Origin of the sequence: Clostridium sp. D33t1_170424_F3 (assembly GCF_015667585.1) — a bacterium.
Classification (GTDB): Bacteria; Bacillota; Clostridia; order Oscillospirales; family Acutalibacteraceae; genus Anaeromassilibacillus.
Genome location: NZ_JADPEG010000007.1, coordinates 116,867 through 131,572 on the forward strand (window position 1 = coordinate 116,867; position 14,706 = coordinate 131,572).

The window sequence follows — 14,706 nt, forward strand, 5'->3', positions numbered from 1 at the left end:
CCTCTCTTCCTCATTTTGTATTCAGCTCCGGATGCTCGCCCGTCTCCATATAAATCACCCACTCCGCGATATTGGTGGCATGGTCCGCCATGCGCTCCACATATTTGGTGATGAAGATCAGGTCGACGTCGCACATGACGTTCTGCGGATTTTCCGTAATAATATTGCAGACCTCCAGCACAATGCGGGAGAACATCGCGTCCACGTTGTCGTCCGCTTTGCAGATGGCGCGGGCGGTTTCCACATTGCGGCTGAGGAATACGTCTATGGAATCGCGGAACATGGCGCGGGCGGCCTCCAGCATCTGGACCACATGGGAGAGCGCCAGACTGTTGCGGTCCAGATTGGCGATCATCAGGATATCGCAGATGTCGGCGCACTGGTCTGCCTCGCGCTCCATATCGGTCAGGATTTTCAGGCAGGCCGCGATGATGCGCAGGTCGCTGGCAATGGGCTGCTGCAACGCGATCAAGTTCATACAGGTCTGTTCGATCGCGTGCTCCTCGCTGTCAATCTCATTGTCGTTCTGCGCCACCCACTTGGCCTTCTCCATATCCTGTGTGCGCAGGGCCTCAATGGTCGTCTGGACGCGCCCGTCCACCGTATTTCCCAAATCCGTCATACGGCGGATCAGATCGTTGATTTCGCGGTCAAAAAGCTTTCTGGGCATATAATCCCTCCTAGTTATCTTTATTATACAGCATCCATCTCTGCAGGAAAAGAGAAATCAACCAAAGCGGCCCGTGATATAGCGTTCCGTGCGCTCATCCTTCGGCTGGTTAAACATCGTTCTTGTATCGCTGTACTCCACAATCTCACCCAACAGGAAAAACGCCGTGTTGTCCGCGATACGCGCGGCCTGCTGCATGTTGTGCGTCACAATGATAACCGTATACTGAGAGCGCAGGTCGTCCATTAAATCTTCAATTTTCAGCGTGGAAACCGGGTCCAGCGCGCTGGTCGGCTCGTCCATCAGGATCACGTCCGGCTCCACCGCCAAGGCGCGGGCGATGCAAAGGCGCTGCTGCTGGCCGCCGGAGAGGCCCAGCGCGGACTTTTTCAGGCGGTCTTTCACCTCGTCCCACAGGGCGGCGCTGCGCAGGGAGCGCTCCACAATTTCATCCAGCTTCTGCTTGCTTTTGATCCCGTGGACCCGCGGCCCATAGGCAATGTTGTCGTAAACGCTCATCGGGAAGGGGTTTGGCTTTTGGAACACCATGCCCGCGCGGCGGCGCAGCATCGTTACGTCGGTGCGCGGGTCGTAGATGTCCTCACCGTCCAGCAAAACCTTGCCCGTGATCTTACAGCCGTCGACCAAATCGTTCATGCGGTTCAACGTTTTCAGACAGGTGGACTTGCCGCAGCCGGAGGGCCCGATAAACGCGGTGACTTTATGTTCCGGGATTTCAATGCTCACACCCTTGAGCGCGTGGAAATCCCCGTAATATAAGTTGAGGTCCTCAATCGTAATCTTATTTTTACCCATTTCCATTTCTGATTCAACCCTTTCTGAAGGTCTCACTGCTTTTGCAGCACTTTCGTGACCAGCCTGGTCAGACAGTTGAGCAGGAATACCAGGATCAGCAGCACAGCGGCGGTTGCAAAGGCGATGTTCATCGCGTCGGGCGTGGACGCTTCGCGCGCCGTCTGGTACAGGTGCAGCGTCAGTGTGCGGCCGCTGGTCAAAATCTGGCGGAAGAAATCCTTCGGCATATTGTAGCCAATACCGGACGTAAAGAGCAGCGCGGCGCTCTCGCCCACGATGCGCCCCACCGCCAGGATCACCGCCGTCAGCACGCCGGGCATGGCGCAGGGCAGGACGATTCCCAAAATCACGCGCAGCTTGCCCGCGCCCAGCGCCAGAGCCCCCTCTTTAAAGGAGGACGGCACCGCAATCAGGGATTCCTCCGTCGTGCGGATGATTGTCGGCAGAATGCAGATGGTCATGGTCAAACAGCCCGCCAGAATGGACACCTGCAAGCGGAACAGCACACAGAAGACCGTATAGCCAAACAGGCCGAAGATGATAGACGGGATGCCGGAGAGCACCTCCGTTGTAAACCGGATCGCTCTGACCAGCCTGCCCTGTTTGGCATACTGTGTCAGGTAGATCGCGGAGGAGATGCCGATCGGTGCGGAGATCAGCAGGGTAATCACAACAATGTACAGGGTATTGATAATCATCGGCAGAATGCCTTTCAGCTCCGGATTCATCTCGGAATACGGGGTGGAAATAAACTTCCAGGTGATGTACGGCACGCCGTTGACCAGAATATAGCCGAGAATGCCGACCAGCACCACAACGGTCACTGCGGCGGCCAGATAGATCAGGGTTTTCAGGACGGAATCCGAAACATGCTTATGCTTGCAGTATAAAGACTTACTCGGCATCCATCTGCACCCCTTTCTTTGAGATATAGGTAAAGCTGATATTGACAATCATTATAAACACAAACAGCACCAGCCCGATGGCGAACAGCGCCTGCCGGTGCAAGCCGGAAGAGTAACTCATCTCCATCGCGATGCCCGTCGTCAGAAAACGCACCGGGCCGAGCAGGCTCGGCATATTCGGGACGTTGCCTGCCACCATGATGACCGCCATGGTCTCACCGATCGCGCGGCCCACGCCCAAAATGACGCCCGCCAGAATACCGGACTTCGCCGCCGGGACCGTCACCTTGAAAATGGTCGTGGTCGGCGTGGCGCCCAGCGCCAGAGACGCCTCGCGGTAGGAAACCGGCACGGCGTGCAGCGCCGTTTCCGACACGTTGACAATCGTGGGCAATACCATGATCGCCAGAATCAGGATCGCGGCCAGCAGGCTGTCGCCCGTTGTGCCGCCCTGAAAGGGCGGGAAGGTGCGGATTGCCGGGACGATCACCAGCATGCCGAAGAAGCCGTAGATGACCGATGGAATGCCCGCCAGCAGTTCCACCGCCGGACGGACCAGCCTGGCCACGCCGGGGCGGGCCGTTTCCGAGAGAAAAACCGCCGTGAGGATGCCGATCGGCACGCCCAGCAGGATCGCGCCCGCGGTACCCGCGATGGAGGAGAGGATCAGCGCCAGAATTCCGAATTTTTCCGAGCTGGCCGCCCACTCCCTGCCGAACAGGAATTCGCCCAGACCGATCTGCGCAATGGCCGGCGCGCCCGTCACCAGAATATAAATTGTGATGACCGCAACGGACCCGACGGAAACGCAGGACGCCACCTTGAAGATGGACTCCGCCAGCCGTTCCGTCCCCTGCGTCCACAGGCACAGCACCGCGCTGACAATCCCCAAAAAGAGTGTGCCCAGAAACGGCCAGAGATACTGCACGGAAATCTCACTGATATTCAGGGATGTGACCGCCGTCTGGATATTGGAGGTGGTAATCAGCACAATCAGCGGGGTTATGCCGGAAAGGATATACGCCGTTCCCGCAAGTACCGGTTTCCGCAGCAAAAGCAGCGCGATACCGAGCAGCGCCAGCGCCACCCCGGCGATCACCGCGACCCGCGTCAAAAGGGGAATCGTAACCAAACCGCTCATCTGCGGGCCGGCCACACGCATCCCCCGCACAGTCGCAAGCTGCAGCCCGCTCAGGGCGTAGATACTGTCTTTAAAAACAAACCTGATGTATGGAAAAAAGAAGGAAAGCGCAATCACCGCGCCCAACGCCACCGCAACGATTTTTTTCGCCCGGTTGGCTGTTGCGCGCTTGTGTTCCGCTCGTTCGTTTGTCAATGTCGCTTGCAGCATAAAATGCCCTCCGTTCGTTTCGAACTGTCTGGACAGGACAAAATGCTTCGGCGCAGCATGGGCGCCGGAGCATTTTAATGAGCGTATCTACAACTTTTGCATGGTGGAGCTGTATCTGCGCCCCTGTTCCTGTTTTTATTCAGCGGTTACCAGGCCGACGCTCTTGATGATTTCCTGACCCTCGTCGGAATAGAGGAAATCGAACCAGGCTTTGACCAGCTCGCTGTCGGAACCCTTTTTATAAATCTGCACGAAGGGCCTCTGCGCTTTGTAGGAGCCGTTTACGATGTTTTCTTCGTTGGCCTCCACGCCGTCCACCTTGCAGGCGATGATGGAATCATTGACGGAATCAAGAGAAACATAGCCGATTGCGGACGGATCGGAACCGATCTTTGCGACCACTTCGCCGGTGGAGGTGATCTCCGCCGCATAGACGCAGCTTTCTTTGCAGTCAAAGATGGATTCAAAGCCGTCTCTGGTGCCGGAAGCGGCCTCACGGCCCAGCACGGTGATCTTCTGATCGTTGCCGCCGAGCTCTTTCCAGTTGCTGATCTCGCCGGTGAATATCTTTGTGATCTGCTCGCTGGTCAGTTCGGTGACCGGATTCTCTTTATTCACAGCAATCGCGATGCCGTCGATGGCAATCTGCTTGATCTCAAACTGGCTCGGGTCCTCTTCGTCCTTCAGGTTTCTGGAGAGGTCGCCGATCAGGGCCGTACCCGCAAGCACCGCCTTCGGCGCGTCGCCGGAGCCGTTGCCGCTCTTTGTAACGGTAACGTCCGGATATTTTACCTGGAACGCCTCACCCAGCGCCTGGCAGACCTTTGCCATGGAAGTGGAACCGTTCAAGGTCAGGTTGCCGCTGATGGAGGGCGTTTCTTCCGAGGAAGACGGCTCCGTATTGGAAGGCGTGTTCGCGTCGGGTGTGGACTGGGAAGACGGGGTGGCCGACTGGCCTTCAACCTCGGATGCGCAGCCGACAAACGCCGCGGTGGAACAGATCATTGCCAATACCATCAGGATCGAAAGGATCTTTTTCATAGTTTCATTGCTCCTTACATTTTCTTCATCTTGTTTCGCTTTTTCTTAAGTACGGGTTCATTCTACCGGGGCAATGTTAAAATCAGGTTAAGCTTAGTTTAGATGAAAATAAAATAAATATGCGCTTCCTCCCAAAATCCTTCCGGACGCAAAAAATCCCCTGCCGCGCACAAATGCAGCAGGGGATTTTGATCTTTTTTATTTAGTTTGCCGGGTGGTACTTTTCACAGGTGCATTTCTTAAACTTTTTGCCGCTTCCGCAGGGGCAGGGATCATTCGGGCCGATCTTTTTGCCCTTGCGCACCGGCTGGTTGGCGTCCGTTCCGTCGGCGCTGGTCGCCGTCGGCTTCGCCACCTGCTCGCGCTTCGGCTCCTCCTGCGTGCGCAGCTGCACGGTAAGCATCATGCGGGCGGTATTCTCGCGGATGGTCGCGATCATCTCGTCGAACATATCAAAGCCTTCCAGACGGTATTCCACAACCGGATCGTGCTGACCGTAAGCGCGCAATCGGATGCCCTTCTGGAGCTCCTCCATTGCGTCAATGTGGTCCATCCACTCGCGGTCGACGTTCTTAAGCAGGATCACGCGCTCCAGCTCGCGCATGACCGTGTCGCCATACGCCTTTTCACGCGCTTCGTATTGTTCCATCGCCTTCTTGGTCAGCTCTTCCTGTACGAATTCCGGCTCCAGACGTTCCAGTTCGCTTTCGTCGTACACCAGGTCATCCGGGCCGATCATCCAGCCCATGTAGTGCTCGCGCAGCCCGTTGAGGTCCCAGTCCTCCTTGAGGGTCTCCTTCGGCAGGAACTTCTGCACCTGCGCCTCGATGGCCTGCTCGATCATCTTGACCACCTGCTCGCGGATATCCTCGCCGTTGAGCACCTGATCGCGCTGGCCGTAAATGATCTCACGCTGGCGGCTCATAACGTCGTCAAACTGGAGAACATTTTTACGGATGGCAAAGTTGCGGCCCTCAATCTTCTTCTGCGCGCCCTCGATGGTTTTGGTGAGCATGCCTGCTTCAATCGGCGTGTCCTCGTCTACTTTAAGTGTATCCATCATCGTGGTGATGCGATCGCCGCCGAACAGACGCATGAGGTCGTCTTCCAGAGAGATATAGAAACGGCTCAAACCGGGGTCCCCCTGACGGCCTGCACGGCCGCGCAGCTGGTTATCAATGCGGCGGGACTCATGGCGCTCGGTGCCGATGATGTACAGGCCGCCGACCTTCCGGACTTCCTCCGCTTCGACTTTGGTAATTTCACTGTATTTTGCCTTAAGTTCCTGATACACCTTGCGCGCCGCCAGAATCTCTTCGTCGTCCGTCTCATAGTAGGAATCCGCCGCGCTGATCATCTCTTCCGTATACTGCATGCGGCGCATTTCGGACTTCGCCATGTATTCGGCGTTGCCGCCCAGCATAATATCGGTACCACGGCCGGCCATGTTCGTCGCGATGGTGACGGCGTTCTTGTGGCCCGCCTGCGCAACGATTTCCGCTTCCTTCTCATGGTACTTCGCGTTCAATACTTCGTGCTTGACGCCGCGGCGCTTCAGCAGCTTGCTCAGTTCCTCAGACTTTTCAATGGAGATGGTGCCGACCAGAACCGGCTGGCCCTTCTCATGGTGCTCAACAATATCGTCAATGACGGCGTTAAATTTGCCCTTCTCGGTCTTGTAAACGACGTCCGGCAGATCCTCACGCGCCAGCGGACGGTTGGTGGGGATCTCAATGACGTCCAGTTTATAGATTTCACGGAATTCCGCTTCTTCCGTCATCGCGGTACCGGTCATACCGGAAAGCTTATCATACAGGCGGAAGAAGTTCTGGAACGTGATCGTCGCCAGCGTTTTGCTCTCGCGTGCAACCTTCACGCCTTCCTTTGCCTCGATGGCCTGGTGCAATCCCTCGTTATAGCGGCGGCCGTACATCAGACGGCCGGTAAATTCATCGACAATGATGACCTCGCCGTCCTTGACGACGTAGTCGATATCCTTGGTCATGACGCCGCGGGCCTTAATCGCCTGATTGATATGGTGCTGCAGGGTGATGTTGTCCGCGTCGGTCAGGTTTTCAACGTTGAAATAGGACTCGGCTTTCTTGACGCCCTTCTGCGTCAGGGTCGCCGTCTTCGCCTTCTCATTGACCAGATAATCCGCGTCCTCGTACAGGGCGTCGTTATCCTCTTTTTCGTCCAGCTCCGCAACCTTGACAAAGTGCAGGGTCTGCGCGAACGCGTCCGCGATGTTGTACAGCTCGGTGGACTTGTCCCCCTGGCCGGAAATAATCAGCGGAGTACGGGCCTCGTCGATGAGGATGGAGTCCACTTCGTCGACGATGGCAAAGTTATGGCTGCGCTGCACTTTATTCTCTTTATAGATGACCATGTTGTCGCGCAGGTAATCGAATCCGTATTCGTTGTTGGTACCGTAGGTAATATCCGCCTGATAGGCGCGCTGACGGTCCGCGTTGTCCATATCGTGCGCGATCAGGCCGACGGAGAGGCCCAGGAAGCGGTAGACCTTGCCCATCCACTCGGAGTCGCGGCGGGCCAGGTAATCGTTGACGGTGACTACATGGACGCCCTTTCCGGAGAGCGCGTTCAGATATGCCGGCAGGGTCGCGACCAGGGTTTTACCTTCACCGGTCCGCATCTCCGCGATCCGTCCCTGATGGAGCACGATACCGCCGATGATCTGCACCGGGAAGTGGCGCATGTTCAGCACACGCCAGGACGCCTCGCGGCAGACGGCAAACGCATCCGGCAGGATGTCGTCCAGCGTTTCACCCTTCGCCAGGCGCTCTTTCAGCACGGGAGTCTGCGCCTGCAGCTCCTCGTCGCTGAGCCCCTTATATTTTTCTTCCAAGGCAAGTACTTTGTCGCAAAGCGGCTGCACGCGCTTCAGCTCGCGCTTGCTGTAATTGCCGAAAAACGCTTTTAAAATGTTTCCCATGAAATGTCACCTCAAACAATTTATTATATACCGGTTAAAAAGCCCGTCCGCCAACAGAGATTCCGCCTGGCTCCCAACGGAGGGGCCTTAATCTCTTCAGATCAAGCATACGGGCATTATTATAACATAGCCGGGTGAAAAAAGGAAGAACAAATCATGAATTTGGCTGTTCGATTTGTGGAATTTGTCAAACATCCCCAGACTGAAAACCATTCGGGAACAATTAAAAATGGGTGGGAAAACCATAAAAAATTTTCCCGCCCATTCTATTTTTCATATTTGTATTCCACCAGATCGGAAAGATCGCAGTGCAGCGCGTCGCAAAGCCGCATCAATGTGTCCAGCTTCAAGGTCTCCACATTGCTTCCCCGGAACAGCTTATTAATAGAATTCCGGCTTACGCCGGAGCGCTCCATCAGCTCGGTAATATCGTCTATCTTCTGATCCGCCATGCGGTGCCGGATATAGTTTTTCAGCATTCTTCTCGCCTCGTTTTTATTATTCTGATAAAAACTATAACGATAAAGAGAAAAAGTATCAATATAAAGTTAGAAATTGCCTTGACAAAAACCACTACAAGGTTATAATATAGCTCTATAGAGTTAATAAATTATTTTATAAGAAGGTGAGAAAATGCGCAGAACATTAGAAAATCTCTACTACGGCAACATTAATCCAACTGATAAGACCATTGTCAGAGGTTCCCCTTACGACAAAGGGCTTCGGGCCATGTCAGAATTGGAAACTAAAATCGAACTGCTGCTAACGGCTCCCATTCGAGAGCTTTTTTCGGAATACAGTACCATTTCCTCCGACATAATGCAGATTACCGCACTGGAGTCCTTTATTGAGGGATTCCGTCTGGGGGCAAATATCCTGTTGGAAACGCTGCAAGAGGACGACGGCAGCTTTCAATCCATTGATTGAGAATGTTGTCGGATTGCCGCCCAGTATGTTATCATTTAAATACAGATAAATCACCTTTTACCGCTTGTCTATTTTAAACCATTTGTTATAAACAGATGGAGTACAGAAAGGAGTATGGATAAGTTGTTATCAAACAAACAATTGAAAGAAAACCCGTCTAAAAAACATATAAAGCGATTCTTCCTTTCAACCTTATGTATTCTGTCTGCAATTATCCTTTTGGTTGTTTTTTATCAATACCGAACCACCAACTTGTACGCAAAAGTCGTCGCTCCCATTACAGAGGATCGGATTCCCGCATTTCTGGAAAATAAAGACGCCTATGTTCTGGGTTTAAACTCCTTTGGAACGCCTGTCTTTGAAAATCCCGAAGAGGCTTTCCAACAGGCATGCACCGACTATTCATCCGGAATTGCGGCCATCCAGCAGCAATTCCAATTGGAACCCATTTCGTCATCCAATTGGAAGCCCTATGGAGTATACGGTACGCAAATCATCACGGAAGATCAAACACTTCAAGAGGAATGCTTGAACGTTTCGAAATTTTTTGACTACTACGAAAACAGTTTCCCGGACTCCTGACATTTTCTTTTCAGCTATGCACAAATGTGCTAAACTTTAAAAGCCGCTGTTGCTCCAAATATGATGTCCGGAGCAACAGCGGCTTTCTATTCGTATTTTATCCGTCTATCCTTTTCCGCTTAAGCAGCAGCGAATTTGTCACAACCGACACGGAGCTGAACGCCATGGCCGCGCCCGCCACAATCGGGCTCAAAAGCCCGAACGCCGCCAGCGGCACTCCAATGGTATTGTAGATAAACGCCCAGAACAGATTCTGCCGGATTTTGCTCATGATGGCCTTGGAAAGCGTGATCGCCTTCGGCACATCCAGCAGGCTGCCGCTCATGATGACGAGGGAACCCGCCTGTGCCGCCACGTCCGTACCGGTGCCAAGCGCCATGCCGATGTCCGCGGCAGCCAGCGCCGGGGCGTCGTTCGCTCCGTCGCCCACCATGGCGACCACGCCGTGTTCTTTCAGCTCCGCGACCTTCTCCTTCTTGTCGCCGGGCAATACCCCCGCGATCACATGGGTAATACCGACCTGCGCCGCGATGGCTTTTGCTGTCGCCTCGTTGTCGCCGGTGACCATGTAGACTTCGATGCCGCGCTCCTGCAATTTTTGAACCGCTTTCGCAGAGTCCTCCTTAACCTTATCCGCTACCGCGAAAACCGCGGCGGGCCGTCCGTCCACCGTCAGCGTGACGGCCGTCTTTCCCTGCTGCTCCAGCTGGACGGTCGCATCGTTTGCAAATTTGCCGATATAAATCTTATGGCCGTCCACGGCGGCATGTACGCCGCTGCCCACCTGCGCGTTGAATTCCTCCGCTTCCGGAACCGCGCCGGCGTGTTCCGCGCAATAGGTATAGATCGCCTGGCCCACCGGATGCTCGCTCAACTTCTCTGCCGCGGCGCCGTATTGCAGCAAAGTTCTTTCATCAAACCCTTCAAACGGCACAAAATCGGTCAGCTTTGGCTGGCCCTCCGTGATCGTGCCGGTTTTGTCCAGCACAATGCTTTTGATTTTGCCGGCCAGCTGCATGGAATCCGCGTCCTTGATTAGAATTCCCGCGTTGGCCGCCATGCCGGTGCCCACCATCAGCGCCGTGGGCGTCGCCAGACCCAGCGCACACGGGCACGCGATCACCAACACGGACACCGCATGATAGATGGCGGGTGCGACGTCCCCTGTCACAAACCAGGTAATGGCGAAGGAAACCAGCGCAATGACCAGAATAGACGGCACAAAGATGGACGCCACTTTATCCACCAGCTTCTGTACCGCCGGTTTGCTCTGCTGGGCGGAGCGCACCATTTTTACAATGGAGGAAAGCATGGTGCTTTTCCCCACACCCGTCGCTTCAAACTGGAACGCGCCCTGGCGGTTGACCGTGCCGGCAAAGACGCTGTCCCCCACCGTCTTGTTGACGGGGATGCTCTCGCCGGTCAGCATGGATTCATCAATCGCAGAGTCGCCCTTGACGATTTTGCCATCCACCGCGACGCCCTCGCCCGGACGCACCAGCACGATTTCGCCCGGCACAATTTCGCCTGTGGGAACCTGCTGTTCCGCGCCATCGCGCAGGACCGTCGCCATTTTGGGCTGCAACTGCAGGAGGCTTTCCACCGCGGAATTGGCGCGGGCTTTCGCCTTTGTCTCAAACAACTTGCCCAGCAGCACCAGCGTAATGACTACGGCGCAGGCCTCAAAATAGTAGGTGTGCCCACCCGTCAATACATTATAAAGGCTGTACAGATAGGCCGCCAGCGTGCCAAGGCTCACCAGCACATCCATATTCGCGCTGCCGGAGCGGATGGACTCCCACGCGCCCACAAAAAAGCGCCAGCCGATGCCGAACTCCACCAGCGTCGCCAACGTCAGCTGCAGCCAGCCGTTGTGCAGCGTGTGCATCAGCGGGGCGTTGGGCGCGGCAAACATCAACACCATTTCGACCATAAAGGGCAGTGTCAAAACGGCGGACACAATGAAGCTGATCAGCAGCTTCTGAAATTCCCGCTGCTGGAACGCGCCTTTGTCTTCCACCACCACATAGCCTGCCTGTTTGACGTTCCTGGAAATATTTTTCAAGTTGACCTTTTGCTCGTCAAAGACGATACGCGCGCTTTCCGAAGCATAGCTTACGTCCGCTTCCTGCACGCCGTCCAGTTTTTTCAGGGATTTTTCCACTGCCGCGGCACACATGACGCAGTGCATACCGCCGATCTCTACAGTCAATTCTTTCATCGTAAAACTTCCCTCCGCCCTTCTGGGTCAAATGTTCTCACTGGAATATTCTCCGCAGCCGCTTCGGTTCTATTCCTAAAATTTGTCTGTTTTTAATATACACTAAATTTATCCACATTGCAAGCGGTAAGGAAATGTATTTTCCACTTGCACAAACCGCCGGGCGGCGATAGAATGGAACTTGTGAATCTACTATCCCGGGCTTCCGGAATGAAACATAGAGAAAGAAGGCATTTTTCATGAAAACAGTTCCTGAACGCATTGCGGCCCTGCGTGCCGCAATGCAAAACGCGGGCGTGGACGGCTATCTGATCCCCTCCTCCGACCCGCATATGAGCGAATACCTCCCCGACTGCTACGGTGCGCGCAGCTGGTTCTCCGGCTTTACGGGCTCCGTCGGCACGCTGGCCGTCACGGCGGAAAAGGCCGCGCTGTGGGTGGACGGGCGCTATTTTATCCAGGCGGAGCACCAACTGGCGGGCAGCGGCATTGAATTGATGCGCGTCGCCGTCAAGGGCACGCCGGAAATTCCCGCCTGGCTGGCAGAGAACCTGCCGCAGGGCGGCGTGATGGGTCTGGACGGCATGATTACCGCCATTTCCACCGTGGAAAAACTGGAGCAGGCATTTACAGAAAAGAAAATCACCATCAAAGACATTGATTTTGTTTCCCCTCTGTGGGAAGGCCGCCCGCCCGTGCCCGCCACCACCGCGTGGCTGCTGGAAACAAAATACGCGGGTAAAACCGCCCGCGAAAAGCTGGAACAGCTGCGCGACGCGCTGGCGGAGCACGGCGCGGACGCCACACTGCTCTCCCGCCTGGAAAGCGTCGCTTGGGCGCTCAACCTGCGCGCGGACGACATTGCCTACAACCCGTTCCCCCTCTCCTACTGTCTGGTCCTGCCGGAAAGCGCCACGCTGTTCATCAACAAAAGCCGCGTTCCCGCCGAGGTAGAAGACGCGCTCAACGCGGAGGGCGTACAGGTTGCGCCCTATGAGGACGCCGCCTCTGCGATTGCCTCCGTCAGCACGCCGGTCACCGCCCTGTACGAGCCGGAGGGAACCAGCTACACGCTGTACCATGCGATGAAGGCCAACGCTTCCATCAAGCTGCAGGCGGGCGAGGAGCCGGTCCAGCCGCTCAAGGGCGTCAAAAACGAGGTGGAGATTCAAAACATCAAAAACGCGCATGTAAAAGACGGCGTTGCAATGGTCCGATTCCAAATGGCCCTGGAAGCGAAAATGACCGCCGGGGAAACCGTGACCGAATGCGACGTCGCGGACATGCTGACCGCCCTGCGCAAAGCGCAGCCGCTGAACCTGGGCGACAGCTTCGATACCATCGCCGCCTGCGGTGCGAACGCCGCCATGATGCACTACCACGCACTGCCGGAAACCTGCGCTGAACTGGAGCCGCACGGCTTCCTGCTGGTGGACAGCGGCGCGCAGTTCCGCGACGGCACCACGGACATCACCCGCACTTACACGATGGGCGATCTGACCGATGAAGAAAAGACTTATTATACACTGGTTCTCAAAAGCCATATCGACCTTGCGCGCGTCGTTTTTCTGGAGGGCTGCACCGGCGGCAACCTGGACATCATGGCCCGGAGCGCTGTGTGGCGCCACGGCATCGACTACCGCTGCGGCACCGGCCACGGCGTCGGCTTCGTCGGCGGCGTGCATGAAGGCCCGCAGAATCTGCGCATCACCAACAATGTGGCGTTTGTCCCCGGTATGACCGTCACGGACGAACCCGGCATCTATGAGGAAGGCAAAGTGGGCATCCGCATTGAAAACGAGCTGCTGTGCAAGGAATGGGGCGTCACGGAATACGGCCGCTTCCTCTGCTTTGAGCCGATCACCTACTGTCCCATCGACGTCAAGCCGGTAAAGGTTGAGCTGCTGGACAACGACGAGCTGGACTGGCTCAATGAGTACCACGCGCTGGTTTACAAAACGCTGGAAAGCAGCCTGACGCCGGAGGAACAGGACTGGCTGAAGGCCGCCTGCGCGTCGCTCGCCCGTTAAAACCGAATGAACGTCTTTATTGTCATCCTGCTGCTGTTCGCCCTGCTGGGCGCGGTGGATAAGATCATCGGCGGGAAGCTGGGCGTTGCGGAGGAATTCGACCGCGGTCTGGCCTCGATGGGGCCGCTCTGCCTCTCCATCAGCGGCATCTATTGCATTGCCGTAACGGCGCTCAGCGCACACCCGGAGGCCATTGCGGGGCTGTCCGCCGTTCTCCCGTTCGACCCTTCCCTGATCGCCGGGGCTTTGCTCGCGCCGGACATGGGCGGCTATGCGATTGCCACCCAGTTGGCGGCCTCTCAACCGCTGGCGCTGTACAGCGGCCTGATGGTATCGTCCACGCTGGGCTGTTTGATCAGCTTTGTCCTGCCGATCTCTCTGGGCGGCCTGCCCAGCTACGAAGTATCCGGATTTATGCAGGGCGTTTTGTGGGGCATCATCGCGCTGCCTGTGGCGTTGGCCGCCGGCGGGCTGCTGCTGGGCCTTCCCCTCCCCATTCTGGTATCGAATACATGGCCCGTCCTGCTGCTCTGCGCGGCGCTTTGCCTGGCCCTGCGGCTGGTTCCGCGCGGCTGCATCCGGGTGCTGTCCGGGTTGGGACAACTGGTGCGGATCGCGGGCATCCTCCTGTTCTGTGTTGTAACGCTGGGCGTTTTTGTCCCCGCCTGGTCGGTTGCGGACAGCGCGCTCTTTCAGGAAGTGCTGGTGATCGTCTTTAAAATTGCCGTGACATTGTGCGGCTCCACCGTCGCCTGCGGTCTGCTGCTGTCCCACTGCGGCGGCGCAATCGACGCCGCTGCGGAAAAGCTGGGCGTCAACCGCTATGCCGCCGTCGGACTGTTCGTCAGTCTGGCAACCAGCGTCTCCATGATCCCGCTGTACAGCCGGATGGACGCGCGCGGCAAAATTCTGAACGCAGCCTTTGCGGTAAGCGGGGCGTTTGTCTTCGGTGGACAGCTCGCATTTGTCTCCAGTGTGGAGAGCGGTTCTGTTGGCGCATACATGGCCTGCAAGCTGGCTGGCGGAATTGCCGCCCTGCTCCTTGCGGGAGCCTTTACCAAAAATGAAAAACCGGCTGCGTCCGGCATATAAAAGACTTGTATTTCTGCGCAGGTTATACGCAAAAAGTTCAGGCTTAATCTCCGTCCAAGACGGGGATTAAGCCTGTTTTTTGTATCAACTGCAAATTGTGATTATGTTCCTTTGC

12 protein-coding genes are annotated in these 14,706 nt (G+C 56.0%); 4 read left to right on the top strand and 8 right to left on the bottom strand.

Features of this window, described 5'->3' with window-relative positions; all coding sequences use genetic code 11:
• Positions 1-10: 10 nt before the first annotated feature.
• The 7 genes from phoU to I4V53_RS06540 form a co-directional block, all read right to left on the bottom strand.
• Complete coding sequence (gene phoU / locus I4V53_RS06510) at positions 11-670, bottom strand: phosphate signaling complex protein PhoU (RefSeq protein WP_195984710.1); 660 nt, start codon at positions 668-670, stop codon at positions 11-13.
• Between the two features lie 57 nt (positions 671-727).
• Complete coding sequence (gene pstB / locus I4V53_RS06515; protein ID WP_502709361.1) at positions 728-1,486, bottom strand: phosphate ABC transporter ATP-binding protein PstB; 759 nt, start codon at positions 1,484-1,486, stop codon at positions 728-730.
• A gap of 32 nt (positions 1,487-1,518) precedes the next feature.
• Positions 1,519-2,391, bottom strand: coding sequence for a phosphate ABC transporter permease PstA (gene pstA, locus I4V53_RS06520; protein WP_195984712.1), 873 nt, complete (start codon positions 2,389-2,391; stop codon positions 1,519-1,521).
• Positions 2,381-3,742 carry a phosphate ABC transporter permease subunit PstC gene (gene pstC / locus I4V53_RS14190; RefSeq protein WP_195984714.1) on the bottom strand — a complete coding sequence of 454 codons (1,362 nt, stop codon included), beginning with the start codon at positions 3,740-3,742 and terminating at the stop codon, positions 2,381-2,383. The genes pstA and pstC overlap by 11 nt, the downstream gene beginning before the upstream one ends.
• A 135-nt stretch (positions 3,743-3,877) precedes the next feature.
• Positions 3,878-4,783 (bottom strand): phosphate ABC transporter substrate-binding protein, encoded by a 906-nt coding sequence (locus tag I4V53_RS06530; RefSeq protein ID WP_195984715.1) that lies wholly within the window; start codon positions 4,781-4,783, stop codon positions 3,878-3,880.
• 202 nt (positions 4,784-4,985) lie between these two features.
• Positions 4,986-7,739, bottom strand: a complete 2,754-nt coding sequence (secA, locus tag I4V53_RS06535; RefSeq protein ID WP_195984717.1) for a preprotein translocase subunit SecA — start codon at positions 7,737-7,739, stop codon at positions 4,986-4,988.
• Positions 7,740-8,005: 266 nt separating this feature from the next.
• Positions 8,006-8,218, bottom strand: a complete 213-nt coding sequence (locus I4V53_RS06540; protein WP_195984719.1) for a helix-turn-helix domain-containing protein — start codon at positions 8,216-8,218, stop codon at positions 8,006-8,008.
• A gap of 154 nt (positions 8,219-8,372) precedes the next feature.
• Here I4V53_RS06540 and I4V53_RS06545 point away from each other — a divergent pair, with 154 nt between their 5' ends.
• Together I4V53_RS06545 and I4V53_RS06550 are read left to right on the top strand one after the other, a co-directional pair.
• Entirely contained in the window at positions 8,373-8,666 is a 294-nt protein-coding gene (locus I4V53_RS06545) for a DUF6809 family protein (RefSeq protein WP_195984721.1), read from the top strand.
• A gap of 114 nt (positions 8,667-8,780) precedes the next feature.
• Entirely contained in the window at positions 8,781-9,248 is a 468-nt protein-coding gene (locus tag I4V53_RS06550; protein ID WP_195984723.1) for a hypothetical protein, read from the top strand.
• A 97-nt stretch (positions 9,249-9,345) separates the two neighbouring features.
• On the opposite strand, the gene I4V53_RS06555 is transcribed toward I4V53_RS06550, so the two are convergent.
• Complete coding sequence (locus tag I4V53_RS06555) at positions 9,346-11,469, bottom strand: heavy metal translocating P-type ATPase (protein WP_195984724.1); 2,124 nt, start codon at positions 11,467-11,469, stop codon at positions 9,346-9,348.
• 239 nt (positions 11,470-11,708) lie between these two features.
• Between I4V53_RS06555 and I4V53_RS06560 the strand changes: the two genes are divergently transcribed.
• Both I4V53_RS06560 and eutH read left to right on the top strand, forming a co-directional pair.
• The gene (locus I4V53_RS06560; RefSeq protein ID WP_195984726.1) at positions 11,709-13,499 is read left to right on the top strand and encodes a M24 family metallopeptidase; all 1,791 of its coding nucleotides are present in this window, start codon (positions 11,709-11,711) and stop codon (positions 13,497-13,499) included.
• 6 nt (positions 13,500-13,505) lie between these two features.
• Positions 13,506-14,591: an ethanolamine utilization protein EutH gene (gene eutH, locus I4V53_RS06565; RefSeq protein WP_195984728.1), complete on the top strand. Its 1,086-nt coding sequence runs from the start codon at positions 13,506-13,508 to the stop codon at positions 14,589-14,591.
• The last annotated feature ends 115 nt before the right edge of the window (positions 14,592-14,706 follow it).